This is a genomic window from Rhodococcus sp. AD45-ID, assembly GCF_003023755.1.
Classification (GTDB): Bacteria; Actinomycetota; Actinomycetes; order Mycobacteriales; family Mycobacteriaceae; genus Rhodococcus_F; species Rhodococcus_F globerula.
On record NZ_PYHL01000001.1, the window covers coordinates 1,768,232 to 1,782,646 of the forward strand.

Annotated in this window: 15 protein-coding genes; 11 read left to right on the forward strand and 4 right to left on the reverse strand. The window is 61.9% G+C overall.

The genetic code is table 11. The features are described from left to right. Positions 1–73 precede the first annotated feature (73 nt). Entirely contained in the window at positions 74–1,108 is a 1,035-nt protein-coding gene (locus tag C7T36_RS07925; protein ID WP_033231657.1) for a hypothetical protein, read from the forward strand. A 9-nt stretch (positions 1,109–1,117) separates the two neighbouring features. Here C7T36_RS07925 and C7T36_RS07930 read toward each other — a convergent pair whose 3' ends face one another. Then, positions 1,118–2,299 carry a MinD/ParA family protein gene (locus tag C7T36_RS07930; RefSeq protein ID WP_033231658.1) on the reverse strand — a complete coding sequence of 394 codons (1,182 nt, stop codon included), beginning with the start codon at positions 2,297–2,299 and terminating at the stop codon, positions 1,118–1,120. Between the two features lie 322 nt (positions 2,300–2,621). On the opposite strand from C7T36_RS07930, the gene C7T36_RS07935 reads away from it, so the two are divergent. The 4 genes from C7T36_RS07935 (at position 2,622) to C7T36_RS07950 (ending at position 6,422) form a co-directional block, all read left to right on the forward strand. Continuing rightward, on the forward strand, positions 2,622–3,152 hold the full coding sequence (locus C7T36_RS07935) for a hypothetical protein (RefSeq protein ID WP_033231659.1): 531 nt from the start codon (positions 2,622–2,624) through the stop codon (positions 3,150–3,152). A gap of 121 nt (positions 3,153–3,273) precedes the next feature. Beyond that, entirely contained in the window at positions 3,274–4,704 is a 1,431-nt protein-coding gene (locus tag C7T36_RS07940; RefSeq protein ID WP_045064548.1) for a PepSY domain-containing protein, read from the forward strand. Between the two features lie 22 nt (positions 4,705–4,726). After that, positions 4,727–5,227, forward strand: a complete 501-nt coding sequence (locus C7T36_RS07945) for a copper chaperone PCu(A)C (RefSeq protein ID WP_045064550.1) — start codon at positions 4,727–4,729, stop codon at positions 5,225–5,227. Then, complete coding sequence (locus C7T36_RS07950) at positions 5,220–6,422, forward strand: Dyp-type peroxidase (RefSeq protein ID WP_045064553.1); 1,203 nt, start codon at positions 5,220–5,222, stop codon at positions 6,420–6,422. Before C7T36_RS07945 ends, C7T36_RS07950 begins: the two co-directional genes overlap by 8 nt. A 58-nt stretch (positions 6,423–6,480) precedes the next feature. Here the strand turns inward: C7T36_RS07950 and C7T36_RS07955 are convergent, their stop codons facing one another. Beyond that, the gene (locus tag C7T36_RS07955) at positions 6,481–7,608 is read right to left on the reverse strand and encodes a GIY-YIG nuclease family protein (RefSeq protein WP_045064556.1); all 1,128 of its coding nucleotides are present in this window, start codon (positions 7,606–7,608) and stop codon (positions 6,481–6,483) included. Between the two features lie 115 nt (positions 7,609–7,723). On the opposite strand from C7T36_RS07955, the gene C7T36_RS07960 reads away from it, so the two are divergent. Continuing rightward, complete coding sequence (locus tag C7T36_RS07960) at positions 7,724–8,488, forward strand: SDR family NAD(P)-dependent oxidoreductase (protein ID WP_045064558.1); 765 nt, start codon at positions 7,724–7,726, stop codon at positions 8,486–8,488. 71 nt (positions 8,489–8,559) lie between these two features. After that, positions 8,560–9,483 (forward strand): DUF2797 domain-containing protein, encoded by a 924-nt coding sequence (locus tag C7T36_RS07965; protein WP_045064561.1) that lies wholly within the window; start codon positions 8,560–8,562, stop codon positions 9,481–9,483. A gap of 20 nt (positions 9,484–9,503) precedes the next feature. Here the strand turns inward: C7T36_RS07965 and C7T36_RS07970 are convergent, their stop codons facing one another. Beyond that, positions 9,504–9,893, reverse strand: coding sequence for a hypothetical protein (locus C7T36_RS07970; RefSeq protein WP_045064562.1), 390 nt, complete (start codon positions 9,891–9,893; stop codon positions 9,504–9,506). Positions 9,894–10,529: 636 nt separating this feature from the next. Here C7T36_RS07970 and C7T36_RS30480 point away from each other — a divergent pair. Beyond that, positions 10,530–10,898, forward strand: coding sequence for a hypothetical protein (locus C7T36_RS30480; RefSeq protein WP_204368951.1), 369 nt, complete (start codon positions 10,530–10,532; stop codon positions 10,896–10,898). A 229-nt stretch (positions 10,899–11,127) separates the two neighbouring features. After that, the gene (locus C7T36_RS07980; protein WP_045064564.1) at positions 11,128–12,078 is read left to right on the forward strand and encodes a DUF1524 domain-containing protein; all 951 of its coding nucleotides are present in this window, start codon (positions 11,128–11,130) and stop codon (positions 12,076–12,078) included. 20 nt (positions 12,079–12,098) lie between these two features. Here C7T36_RS07980 and C7T36_RS07985 read toward each other — a convergent pair whose 3' ends face one another. Further along, positions 12,099–12,395: a hypothetical protein gene (locus C7T36_RS07985; RefSeq protein ID WP_045064566.1), complete on the reverse strand. Its 297-nt coding sequence runs from the start codon at positions 12,393–12,395 to the stop codon at positions 12,099–12,101. A 100-nt stretch (positions 12,396–12,495) separates the two neighbouring features. Between C7T36_RS07985 and C7T36_RS07990 the strand changes: the two genes are divergently transcribed. Beyond that, on the forward strand, positions 12,496–13,998 hold the full coding sequence (locus tag C7T36_RS07990) for a SulP family inorganic anion transporter (protein ID WP_045064569.1): 1,503 nt from the start codon (positions 12,496–12,498) through the stop codon (positions 13,996–13,998). 16 nt (positions 13,999–14,014) lie between these two features. Next, complete coding sequence (locus C7T36_RS07995) at positions 14,015–14,413, forward strand: MerR family transcriptional regulator (RefSeq protein ID WP_033231837.1); 399 nt, start codon at positions 14,015–14,017, stop codon at positions 14,411–14,413. Positions 14,414–14,415: the final 2 nt, after the last annotated feature.

Consider the following 14,415-nt stretch of genomic DNA (forward strand, 5'->3'; position numbering starts at 1 on the left):
ATCAACCTGGAGCGGGTACGCGTGCGAAGAGACGAGCAACAAGATTCGACGACTACTACAGAGAGGAGTCGCCATGCATGCTGCGCGACTGAAGAAGGTCGGTTCGAGCGAAGGACCGTTTGCCTCGGTGTACTTCGAGGACGTCCGCAATCGTGAAAACTCACGTGAGCGCTTCGAGTTGGAGTGGCGTTCGATGCACAATCAATTGTCGAAACAGGGAGCACCAGATGCATTGATCGAACAGTTCGACAGTGTGAAGGACAATCATCACGGAATTTCCGGCCGGGCCGGACGCGCACTGGTGATCACGCCCGATGCCGTTCTGGTCGACGACATCATGCTCGAACCCACGGCGTCGACCGTCGTGACGGTTGGTTCATTGCCCTACCTGATTCCGCTCGTTGCACATGGACACGACACCGAGCCGTTTGTCCTCGCCAAGGTCGATCACACCGGCGCGGATCTGTGTGTGCGCGATGCGCGCGGGCGAGATGTCTACGGCGAATCCGTGGACGGAGACGGGTTCCCGGTACACAAAGCTCGAGTGGGTGGCCCCGACCGCTATATCGACACTCAATCCCTGGCGCAGGAGAACGTGCGAAAGAACTTGACCCAAGCCGCAACTCGCACCGCCGAACTGGCCCGCGAACACAAGGTGCAATTGGTGCTGATCATCGGCGAAGTTCAGTCGCGCACAGCATTCGCGCAGTATCTTCCGGCGTCACTACGCACTGTGGAGATCGAACGCGGATCACGCGCAGCAGGTTCTTCTCCGACCGAAGTAGCCAAGGCGATACGCGAACTCATCGATACCGAGCGGTTGAGGCGTATGGACACCGAAACCGAGCGCTTCATGGCCGGTCAGGGCCGCGACACCGAACTGTCGGTCGACGGCACTGCCCGTGTGCTCGATGCGCTGGAACAGGGCAAGGTCGAGACTCTGCTCTTCACCGATCCCGATGACAAGGAAGTATCCAGTAATTCACACTTTGCACCCGCGAATCGACTACTCCCCTATCTAGCGATCCGAACCGGGGCCGAACTGATTCAGGTAGACGAACGCCTTACTCTCGCAGACGGATACGGAGCGATATTGAGGCATCCGTGAAGTACTCCGTCACCGTGACGCGTGGCGCCCCTGCGAATCCGGGAAGCCGTCGGCGATAGCGGCGACCAACTCGAGATAGGCACGCGCAGTGCGTTTGTTCAACAACTTCAGATCTATGGGCCCGCCCTCCCCGAGATGGTCGTCGTACGGGAGGGTGCAGACCGCCCGAACTCCGCGCTGGGAAAACACTTCCTCGAGCTGGTCCAGATCGAGCGACGACGATCCAGGCCGCGTTGCGTTGATCGCAACCACCGACCGGCTCACGAGGTCGCCGTAACCGTGTTTGGTCAGCCAACTCAACGTGGCGGCTGCGCTGCGCGCTCCGTCCTGAGCCGTCGGACTGACTACTACCAAGGCGTCAGCCTCGTCGAGGATTCCGTACATCGCCGAATGCATGATGCCGGTGCCACAGTCGGTGATGAGAATGTTGTAGTGCACTTCGAGGATGCGCAGTGTGTCGAGGTAGTCCTGCTCGTTGAACGACTCCGATGTTTCCGGATCCGCCTCGCTGGCAAGGATTTCCAACCGGCTGTCACCTTGCGACGTGTAGTACCGCACATCACTGTACGTACGAATATTACTGTCTGCCAACAGATCACGAACCGTCAAGTGATGCTCGCGATGTTCTCGATCGGCGAGGGTACCGAGATCAGGATTGGCGTCGATCGCAACAATCCGATCACCACGGATCGACGCAAACGTGGAGCCGACGGTCTTTGCCGCCGTCGTCTTCCCAACCCCACCCTTGAGCGAGATGAAGGCGATCTTGTACACACCGCGCACCGTCCGATTAGCACGACGGACCAGCGCCTGATGTTCGAGTTCCACCGCCGACTGCCCGGTGTTGATCCGCCCACCCGAAAGCTTGAACAGCAGAGCACCGAAACCGTGTTCGGGCGGACGTTTGGCGCGCTTGATGATGTCCAGGTCGTCGACGGAGGTCATCGCTTGTGGCGTCGAGGTTCGGAAATCGGCCGGCTCGTCGCGTCGCACTTGCCGCATCCGTTGACTCGGAAGCGGTTTGACCGGAACCTCGTCGCTCTGCGGTAGATCGAACTGCGGCGTAAAGGTAACGGTTCGAACCGAATTCGCGTAGGTATCGTCAGAGCCGCTCAGCAGATCATCCGTGTCGGCTGTTCCGGAACCGTTCTGTTTGAATCCACCATTCGAACCGTTGTTATCGCTGTGCACCGTTTTCCTAGGTCAAGGTCGAATCAATTCGGACATCACATGTCGGGACGCTATCACTGCGGGGCCACATCGGCCCGTCGGTGATACCGCAAATGCGGGCCGATTTGTTACACAACACAGTTCGATGACTTTGGTCCTCGAAACTCCCGATCCGCCAGCAAATCAACCGGCATACCAGTTGTCCGGTACGTATTGCGCCAGAACGCATCCGAAATCGCCTGCCGCAATGTGTGGGCAAAGAAAACGGGCACTCAACCGAACAAATGTCCAACTTCGGCGCACCTACTAACCGTGGTAGTAGGTGCCTGTATCCTTTGCACCTATGACCTCCCGCCTCGCTGATGTCGCGCAGTTGCGCGGCGGATTTGTCGGCGGCACGTCCGGAGCGGTATCCCTCGCCGCCCACGCACTCGGCGGCGGAGGCATGGCGCCGTCGCAAAGTGCGGTGGTCTTGTTGCTCCTCGCCTGCGCGAGCGTCGGCGCCGTCGTTGCGTCCATCGATACTCGTCGCTCGCCCACCGCGGCCTTGGCTCTCATGCTTGCCGCCGGGCAGGCAATCGGCCACACAACACTGACCATTGCCTCGGACCACCAGCACGGCGTTGTTCCGTCGCTCCCGATGCTCGCGGCTCATATCGCTGCGGTCGGAGTCTGCGCGGCGGCGATCCGCGGCGCCGAACGCGGCTACGTCGTTGCGGCGTCCACGGTGGCAACAATCGTTGCAGTCCTGCTGCGGCCCTGGGCGCCGCAGCACTCACCCCTCACCGTCCGCACTCGCTACCGCGCCAAAGTTGTTCTCCGGCAACTTCTCACCTCCGGTCTGGGCACGCGCGGCCCACCGGCATTCGTGTAACTCACTTTCCCTTTCCCCTTCCCCTTCCTTTCTGCGCACGAAATCCCGTGCGCCCCATTGCTGTGCGCCTTTACCAACCGCCGACGGTTAAGAAAGGCGCACAGCGGGATCGAGTACACGCATGTCCGCACCCGAAATGGAGCGCGCGCAGCCGCACGCTTCCAACGACAGTTCCCCTCCGAAGAAGAAGGCCGGCGGCGCCAGACCCCTGATCCTGCGCCTGCATTTCTACGCCGGAATTCTCATCGGACCGTTCATCCTCATCGCGGCGTTGAGCGGTGGCCTCTACGCGGTGGCACCCACCATCGAGAAATTTGTCTACAGCGACTACCTACAAACCGACAGCACCGGACAGCTCGCATCACTGAACGATCAGATCCGCTCCGCTCAGCAGTACCGCCCGGACTTGACGGTCTCAGCGGTCCGCCCGTCTCCTGCCGCCGGCGAAACCACCCGAGTTCTGTTCACCGATCCGTCTCTCGGCGAGTCCGAGAGACTCGTGGTATTTGTCGACCCGGTGCTCGCTCAACCGGTCGGCGAGTTGGCGGTGTACGGCAGTAGCGGCTCGCTGCCGGTCCGAACCTGGATTTCCCAGCTCCACCGCAACCTTCATCTCGGCGAACCGGGACGCCTGTACAGCGAGCTGGCCGCGTCGTGGATGTGGGTGGTTGCCCTCGGCGGTGTCTACCTGTGGTTCCGCCGGTACCGAACCTCTCGCAACGCCCGTCTGCTCACCCTGGATCGAACGTCCGCCGGGCGTAACCGAACCCTGAACTGGCACGGAGTTGTCGGCATCTGGATCGCAGTAGCACTGGTGTTTCTCTCGGCAACCGGGCTCACGTGGTCGACATACGCCGGTGAGAACGTCAGCAACATGAGAACCGCACTGAGTTGGACCACCCCTTCGGTGGTCAAGACACTTGGCGGCGCTCCCGCGCAGCCGTCCGGCGGACACGACGGTCACGACATGGCCCCGATCGCCACCGGCACTCTGACGGACACGAACGTCGGACGGGTCGACGCGGTCCTCGGCATCGCCAGGTATCACGGCATCACCGGCCCCGTCGAGGTGTCGATCCCAGCTGATGCACACACCGCTTTCACCGTCGCCCAGACGCGTCAGCCCTGGGTTATGAGCAACAACACCATTGCAATCGACGGAGCAACACAGAAGGTCACCGACGAGCTGTGGTTCGCGGATTGGCCTATCGCGGCAAAACTCTCGGCCTGGGGAATCCAGCTGCACATGGGACTTCTCTTCGGTCTCGCCAATCAGATCGCGCTCGCCGCACTCGCCGTTGCGTTGGCGAGCATCGTCATTCGCGGCTACATCATGTGGTGGCGTCGACGACCCATCCGAGGATCCGAGTGGGCTGTAGGCCGAGCACCCACACGCGGTGGCATCCGAAAACTCGCTCCGATCAGCGTTGTTGCACTGATCGCCTGCACCGCCCTGATCGGCTGGTTCGTTCCGCTGCTCGGCCTCAGCCTGATCGCATTCCTCCTGATCGACCTTTCCGTCGCGGCACTCCGACGCCGCGCAACCACCTGATACTCGAACTACGGAGATACACATGTCTGTTCGCACCACACTGTTCACCGCCGCCGCGTTGGCAGCAGCCCTGACGCTGACCGGTTGTTCATCGGAGTCCGGCAAGGAAACCGAAGCGGCACAATCCATCACGATCGAGGATCAATGGGTCAAGGCCGCCCCGGACGGCATGAGCGCGGCCTTTGCCGAGCTCGTTAATTCCAGCGACAAAGACGTACGCGTCGTCTCGGCCACCAGTCCGGCGTCCGCTCGCGTCGAACTGCACGAAGTTGTGACCGGAGACGCCGGAACAATGACAATGCGCCCCAAGGACGGTGGGTTCCGGGTTCCCGCGAACAGTTCCGCCAGCCTTGCGCCAGGCGGCGATCATCTGATGTTCATGGAACTCGCCGGCCCGCTCCTCCCCGGCGCCGAAACCGACGTCACCCTGATCTACGACGACGGTTCCAGTTCCACCTTCACAGCCCAGATCCGCGACTTCTCCGGTAACCAGGAGAACTACGACCCCAATCACGGTGGCTGAGAACAGCAACCTGCGACTGAGCCGGCGGCGTCTCCTCGGAGGTGGCGCCGCCGCGCTTGCGGTCGCGGGAACAACGTGGGGTGCGGCGACTCTGGCGCAGGCCGATGAACCGTCTCCGGGTAAAGCCGTCGTTCCGTTCCATGGCGTTCATCAGGGAGGCGTCAGCACCCCGCCGCAAGCACACGCCACCTTTGTCGGCTTCGATCTGCGACCAGGAGTCGACCGGGCCGCCGTCATCGGAATCATGAAGATGTGGACAGCCGACGCTGCTCGCCTCACTGCGGGAATGCCCGCTCTGGCCGATACCGAGAAGGAACTGGCGGTTGATCCGTCGAGGCTGACGATCACCGTCGGCTACGGGCCCGGACTGTTCACCGCTCTGGGGTTACAGGATCGGGCACCAGCGTGGTGCGCTCCGCTACCGAGCTACCCGATCGACCGACTCGAAGATCGCTGGGGCGCAACGGATCTTCTCCTTCAGATCTGCAGCGACGATCCCGTCACCGTCGCGCATGCGGTACGGGTACTGACCAAGAACGCCCGCTCACTGACCTCAATTCGGTGGACGCAGAAAGGGTTTCGCAGCGCACGGGGAACCGCGCCCGAGGGAACAACTATGCGTAACCTCATGGGCCAGGTCGACGGTACCGTCAACCCGGCGCCGGGAACCACGGATTTCGACTCCCTCGTATGGAGCGACGGCGCCGATCAACCGTGGTTAGCCGGGGGAACGTCGTTGGTGCTTCGGAGAATTCGCATGGAAATGGATACGTGGGACGAACTGGATCGACCGGCGCGTGAACTCACGATGGGTCGCACGTTGTCGAACGGCGCTCCGTTGACCGGCACCGACGAGTTCGACGAGGCTGATTTCACCGCTACCGACAGGTTCGGTATCCCGGTCATTCCGCCGGGATCACACATCGCACGCTCGCATCGAATGCACGAGGGAGAGCAGTTCTTCCGTCGTGCCTACAACTACGACGACCCACCGGAAGGCGAGGAAACTTCCAACTCCGGGCTGATCTTCGCGGCGTTCCAGCGGGACATCGCGGCGCAGTATCTGCCCGTTCAGCAGCGACTGAGTGACTTCGACGCACTCAACGAGTGGACAACGCCGATCGGTTCGGCCGTCTATCTCATTCCGCCCGGATGCGAGGAAAACGACTACCTCGGCAGTGGACTACTGAAATAGACGAAGTTGGGCTCCGAAAACTCCGGAGCCCAACCTCGTCTTACTTCTTACGCGGACCTTACTTCTTACGCGGACCCGGCATCGCCGCACCGGGGCGAGCGGTGGTCAGTCGGGTAACCCAACCGCTGACCGGCCACTTCTTGAGTCCGACGTTGTGCGGTGTGATTTCGGTGCCGACGTACTTGGCCGCCAGCTCCTCGTCGACGTCGCCGGTGAAGCGCCACAGCATGCTGCCGTCGGCGTTACGAGTGGACACCTCCCACGACTGCGCGCGGAAAGCGCCACGAATGATGCTGTCCGCGAAGACGAGTACGGGAATCCCGGCTTCGGCACGCACTGCTGCGCCGGCCGCCCATTCCTGGCGGGCGAGTTCGTAGATCTCTTCTGCGGTGGCACCGGCGCGAGCGGAGCCCGGAACGTGCAGCACCACACTGGGTGTCGGCAATTCCGGTGCCGGGTCTGCCGAATAGCGAAGGGCGATTTCCTCGACGCGGGTTGCCCGCAGATCCTTGTCCGTGACCTCACCCGCCAGGTTGGTCAGGTTGTCGCCCGCCTCGCTGATCCGCAGTGTCTCCACGATGCCGCTGACCACGGCGTCTGCCGTGCCGCTTGCATCCGCCCCGGATACGCTGCGAATGAGAACGTAGTGCTCGACTGCCGAACCGGCGTCGTAGATCTCGCGAATACGTGAGATTTTTGCAGCGGTCACTCCGGGTGTATCCGCTGACCCGGAGGCTCCTTCGAGGTTGTCGAGTTCACCGAGCGCCTCGAAAACCGAAGCGAATACCTGGTTTCCGGTGCCGTGGCCGACATGGAACACCTGGTTGTTACGCGGGTCACGCAGCGCGAACACATACTCTCCCAAGCGCTTTCCGACCTTCTCGGAGAACGGTTGCGGAGCCGGCTTACGGACGAGCACCTCGGTGGACAGCGTCCGCATCACCGCGAGCCTGAGCGCATCGGGCACACTCGACGATGCTGCGGCGCCCGAGAAGATGGCTGCCGACGCCGAACTGATCGACGTGAACGTGCGACCGACCTGCTTCTCGAGCGAGGCACACACAATGCCGACCGCGCTCAGCCTCGAGTCGAGGGTGCCTTCGCCCTCGGCGAGAAACTCCTTGATCAACGGTGCTACGAGCAGGGTGGGGCTGATACCACGCGGAACTGTCCAGACAATAGCCATGCCACGAGCCTAGGCGATCACAAGCAGGCCCGAGGTCAGTCGCACGTCATCGGGACGTTTCCGGCCAGCGGGACTGCCCGATACGGACCCGGCGCTACCGCCACAGAATCGGTGCATGAACAGATTTGTAGGCAAGGTAGCGATCGTCACCGGCGGTTCTCAGGGAATGGGAGAAGCAACCGCCCGACTCCTCGCAGAAGAAGGCGCGACGGTTGTCATCGGCGACGTGCTCGACGAGAAGGGCGCCGCGGTCGCTGCCGACATCGGCGGCGTCTTCCACCATCTTGATGTCAGCAGCGAATCCGATTGGGTGCGCCTCGTCGAAGACACGACTTCCCAGTTCGGCACTGTGGACGTCCTGATCAACAATGCGGGCATGCTTGCCTTTGCCGCTGTCGAGGACATCGACGTCGCGGCCGTCGAAAAGTTGTTCTCCGTCAACGTCATCGGCGCAATGCTGGGCGCGAAGACTGTTGTTCCCGTGATGAAGAAAGCCGCGCGTGGCGTGATCGTCAACATTTCGTCCGTCGACGGCTTGCGCGGAGTGAACGGCCTGAGCGCCTACACCGCCAGCAAATGGGCGGTCCGTGGACTCACCAAAACTCAGGCACTCGAACTCGGACCGTCGGGCATCCGCGTCTGCTCGGTACATCCCGGTGGCGTCGATACCCAGCTGGGCAACCCGATGGGCCGCACGGGCGACGACCTGCAGAAGCCGTACGGTCAGGTTCCGCTGCGGCGAATCGGGCTCCCCGACGAGGTGGCCCGGGTAACGGCCTTCGCTGCCAGCGACGACGCAAGTTACATGTCAGGAGCCGAGCTGGCCGTCGACGGCGGTTGGTCGGCAGGCACCTACTACCCTGGGTTGCCCGGCAGCTGACGCACTGATATCCGACGCACTAACATCAGTGGTTCCTCGTACATCCGAAAAAAGGAACCGGCACTTCCATCATGACCTTGCTCGTGCGCGGTATCGAATGGTCGGATCCGGCAGCTCCTCGTATCCGCCTCGTCGACGACACAACCGGCGACACCACGTTCTTCACGCACACGTCGGTATTCCGGTTTTCTGTGGACGAGCGCCGGGGACGGCGGTGCCTCGGGTGGCGCGACATGACGGCCGACGGACCCGGTTACCTCCCGTGCGATCGAGGCGCGAAGGTGACCAGCGGACGCCAATGTGACCGGTGCAGAAGTCGCGAAGGATTCACAAGCGTTCACCAGGCTCACGTGAACGGTGCGCACATTCACCCGAATGTGCGCACCTACCTCACCCAGCCACAATGGCTGTATATCGACATCTTCGCCGGTGGCCGGATGAAGGTGGGGACGGCGTCGCAGTTCCGTAAGTACCCGCGCGTCGCGGAGCAAGGCGCCGCAGCCGCCCTGTACGTCGCCGGTTCGACGGACGGTTACAACATTCGAACTCTCGAAGCTGACGTGTCGAGGCAGTTTCACCTGAGCCAGGCGATCCGCACATCCCGCAAACTCGAGGCACTGACAAACAGAATCGACACCGCTGCGTTGCGCAACGAGTTGCAACAGTTCATTGTCTCGAACCGAGAAGAGTTGTCCTACATCGGATCCGGGATCGAGGGCATCGAGATTTTCGAACAGCCCGAGGTCTGGACACCACCGGCCTGCTCGCAGATCGTTTTCGACGCCACCCCGGCGCTGATGTATCCCCATTCCTTCGAATCGGGTGAGCACTCTCTATACCTCGAAGGCCTGACCGGGCCGGTGGCACTGTTCCGTACCGATACCGACCCGGAATCCCCTCACTTTGTCGCAGATATCTCGGCGCTGGTCGGGCGTACCGTCACGGTGGGCAACTTCGACTCTCCGGGCGTCGCAATTCAGGAGTCACTGTTCTGACGGTCGTGTGAAGGTTGCCTTCAGCAGCTTCCGGCGACCGCTGCGTCGAATCCGCGCGTTACCTCGGCCTGCTCGTCGGCGGACAGAGTCGACCATTCCGGGTAAGCCTGCACCGACGTCAGCATGTCGTTCGCCAGCGACTCACGGGTCAGTCCGATGTCGTCGCCTGATTCGTCGATCGCCTGCTGATATCCGTCGAGAAACTTGAGGACGTCGTTGCAGGCTTGCTCGTACGTGCGCGGAAGCCCCGCTACCGCGGTGCCATCGGTCGCGGTAACGCCATCTGTATCGGTCGCCGGCGCGGTGGACGTCAGAGTCCCCACTTCGGTCGGCGTCCCGCCGTCGGAACCGCAGGCCACCAGCGCTATCAATGAACAGGCTCCGATGAACCCGACAATCGTTTTCTTCATCTCTTCAGAATGCCAGAGCTGACTGGGTAGCCGAGCCGCAGAGCCCCGGCCCCGATCGCGACACCGTGATAGTCTTACATAGCTGCAAGGTAACTAGGGGCGGGTTTCCGCAGTCTCCTACTCGATTCGAGCGGGATGTACCGTAGAAGAGATTCGTCTCAAAAGGGGTAGAGGCTTGTGGGACTCTTTCGTAAGCGCGGATCCCGAGAAGAAGACGACGATCGTGAGGCGAGCCTCGATCGCGAAGACCCAGGGTATGCCGTGTGGTTCTCGAACGTATCCGATTCGGAGGGCCAACCCATCCCGTACAAACGGCCACTGACGTCCCCGGTTTATCCGCAACTTCAGCCGCCCCCGCTCGACCCACCGACAGTGGTTCCGCCACCCCTTTCCGGTTCCGCCGGCGAGTGGCTGACCGCCGATCGTATCGGTGAGGCCGAAACAATAAATGTGTCTCTATCTGCGCATTACGGACCTATTTCGCAAAACTCGCAAGCAGGACAAACCCCTCGCGCGCTGGATCCAACCCGCCCCCAAGCCCCGCCGAAGAATGTACCGATGACTTCGCCGCCGAAGCATCAACTGGAGTCGCAGCGCTCCCCTGCGCCCTATCCCACGCCCTACAAAGGAGAAGCAATGAGCAACATCGACAAGGTCCTCGGCGAACTGATGCGTATCGACGGCGCCACAGGTGCAGCCGTCGTCGACGCCGACAGCGGCATGGTTCTCGGCATGGCCGGAAACCCGTCCTTCAGCCTCGAATACGCCGGTGCCGGAAACTCCGAAGTTGTGCGCGCAAAGCTCCGCACGATGAGTAACCTGGGAATTACCGACACACTCGAAGACATCCTGATCACCCTGACCACCCAGTACCATCTCATCCGCGTGATCGAGACGCCCGGAATGTCCACACTCTTCGTGTACCTCGTCCTCGAACGCACGCGCGCGAACCTGGCACTGGCTCGCCACAAGCTGGGCGAGCAGACTCCCAAGATCGAGATCTGAACAAACTCGTTCCACAGGCCCGGAAGTCGATACCGACTTCCGGGCCTTTGTGTTGATTCGGCGCTCCGCCCGACTCCCTGTTTCAGAGCGAACGTACCTCTCGGCGCATCCAAGGCGACGAAAGGTGCGTTCGCTCGGTCTGTTTCGGTCCACTTCGTCCGCTTCAGACCGAAATGTCGCGAATGACATACTTGTAGTTCGTCTCTAAACAGAAATGAGCTCTCGACACATGTCACGCACGGCAATCAGCAGGCGCAGCGCAGCTGCTGTTTCGATCGGCTTTGTTGCCGCACTGATCCTCGGAGGGTGCTCCAGCTCGTCAGCCGCCGAAACCGGCAGTCTCGGTTCAGGTATCGGATCCGGTGTCACCACCAGCTCGTCGGCGCTCACGAGCGACAATGCTGCTGTATCCGCCGCTTCCGCACTGTTGGCGCAAATTCCGATCAAGGGACGCGCCCCCAAAACCGGATACGACCGCGCGTTGTTCGGCACGGCCTGGACCGACGATGTCGACGTCGAGTTCGGCCACAACGGCTGCGACACCCGTAACGACATCCTGGCCCGCGACCTGACTGCCCTCACGTACAAGGACGGCAACCGGTGCACGGTGCAGACCGGAACGCTCGAGGATCAGTACACCAACACCACGATTGCCTTCACCCGTGGTCAGGACACGTCGTCAGCAGTCCAGATCGACCACGTCGTAGCGCTGTCCGACGCCTGGCAGAAGGGCGCTCAACAACTCGACACGCAGACGCGCACCAACCTCGCCAACGACCCACGCAACCTGCGAGCCGTCGACGGTCCCGCCAACCAACAAAAATCCGATTCCGACGCCTCGTCGTGGCTGCCGCCCAACCGGGGATACCGCTGCCAGTACGTCGCTGCGCAGGTCGAGGTAAAAGCCGCGTACAGATTGTGGGTGACCCAGGCCGAACACGACACCATCGCCGGAATCCTCCAGGACTGCACGGGAACTGCTCCGGTGCAGCCCGCCACATCCCCGCCACTTGTCACGTCCAAGCCGATTGTCACCTCGGCTCCGGCAGCGGCGGTGACCGCGCCGTTCAAGAACTGCGCGGCGGCCAAAGCTGCGGGCGCAGCTCCCGTACGTATCGGTGACCCCGGCTACGGTGCCCACCTCGACGGCGACGGCGACGGCGTGGCCTGCGAGAAGTAACCGCCTGCGGGAAGTAACGCTCAGCCAGGTGTGTCCTCGATCGTCCACTGAGGATGCTCCCGCTGCGGCGTGACGCTGATCGCGCGGTAGGAGTAGCCGTCCTGCTGCGTGATCTCCCAGGTGAAGTCGACGGTTTCACCGACAAACAGTTCCCTGTATCCGCCACGGATCATCCGCGAATGGCCGGGCTTCAGTTCAGGCAACGCGTCGGCCCAGATATGGGAGTAGAAGGCCCAGCAGCCGCCGGGCGTATCAGCGGATTCGATCACGCCCCAACCTTGCTCGCCGTTCCAGATCGAGACGGTTCCCTTGCTCATCGTTCGATACTCGCACGGCAGCCTGGCCCCTGACGAGCAGATTCACACTCTCCCCTCCCGGGAGGGTAGGGTCTGACGATCTCGTAAGGACGGAACCCTGATGGCTGCAACCACACTCGACACCACCGCCGACGACGGCACCGTACGGTCTGCGCTGCGCTCGCCCCGGCGCCTCAAAACCGAAGTGCTCGGCGGCCTCGTTGTTGCCCTGGCACTTATCCCCGAGGCGATTTCGTTCTCGATCATCGCCGGTGTGGATCCGCGGGTGGGTCTGTTCGCGTCGTTCACCATGGCCGTCACCATCGCGATTGTCGGTGGCCGTCCGGCGATGATCTCGGCAGCCACGGGCGCAGTTGCACTGGTTGTAGCGCCCCTGACGCGGGATTACGGCATCGACTTCCTCATTGCCACTGTTCTGCTGGCCGGAGTCCTGCAAATCGTGCTGAGTCTGCTCGGGGTGGCAAAACTGATGCGGTTCATTCCGCGCAGTGTGATGGTGGGATTTGTCAACGCACTCGCGATCCTGATCTTCATCACCCAGATTCCCCACCTGATCGGTGTGCCGTGGCTGGTCTATCCACTTCTTGTGTGCGCCATGCTGATTCTGATATTCCTCCCCAAACTGACCACCGCTGTCCCGGCGCCGCTGGTGGCCATCGTCGTGCTGACCGCGGTAACAGCCGTCTTCTCGTTCGACGTGCCCAATGTCGGTGACGAGGGCGAACTTCCGTCGAGCTTGCCGACTTTGATGTTCCCCGACGTCCCACTGACGATGCACACGCTCTCGATCATCGCGCCGTTTGCTCTGGCCATGGCATTGGTCGGACTTCTCGAATCATTGATGACTGCAAAGCTTGTCGACGACATCACCGACACTCACTCGAACAAGACTCGCGAGGGCTGGGGGCAGGGAGTTGCCAACATCGTCACCGGAATCTTCGGCGGCATGGGCGGTTGCGCAATGATCGGACAGACGATGATCAACGTCAAGGTCTCAGGAGCGCGAACCCGGATTTCCACCTTTCTGGCCGGAGTGTTCCTGCTGATCCTGGTGGTCGGCCTCGGCGATGTGGTGGCCTTGATCCCCATGGCTGTTCTGGTCGCAGTGATGATCATGGTGTCCGTCGGCACCCTCGATTGGCACAGCATCAATCCTAAAACTCTGCGGCGCATGCCCCTTGGCGAGACCGTCGTCATGCTCGTGACCGTCGCCGTCACGGTAGCGACGGAAAACCTCGCGTACGGCGTCATCGTCGGAGTCATCACAGCCATGGTGATATTTGCCCGTCGCGTCGCTCATCTGACCGAGGTGGTCGACATTGCGCATCCCGACGAGAACACGCGGGTCTACGCGGTGCGCGGCGAACTGTTCTTCGCGTCGAGCAATGACCTGATCTACCAGTTCGACTACGCCGGCGACCCGCAGAACGTGATCATCGATCTCTCCGGCGCCCATATCTGGGATGCGTCCACCGTCGCTACGCTGGACGCGATCACCACAAAATATGCAGCTCGTGGCAAGAACGTCGAGATCGTCGGCCTGGACGCCGCATCCGCGGAACGTCACGTCCACTTGTCCGGCCGGATGGGAGCAGGTCACTGACATGGAAAACAAGCCCATGAGGATCGGCCAGGTTGCCGAGCGCACCGAATTGTCGATCAAAACCATTCGCCACTACGACGATGTCGGGTTGGTGACGCCATCCGAGCGCAGCGGCGGGGGTTTCCGGCTCTACACCGAATCCGACGTCGAACGCCTGCTCGTGATTCGGCGGATGAAGCCACTCGGATTCACCCTGGACGAGATGAAACAGCTGCTCGAATCCTTGTCGATCCTGGCCGACGACGCCGCTGATCCCCTATCGCGGACCACGGCAACCGAATTCATCTCGGCCTGCCATACGCGCGCCGAGGACAGCTGCAACCACCTGCGCAAACAGCTTGCCTACGCCGAGGAGTTGACGGCAGTGCTCGCAGCACCGATTTCGGCAGAGTTCCCGGCACAACTGCGTCCCTGAAC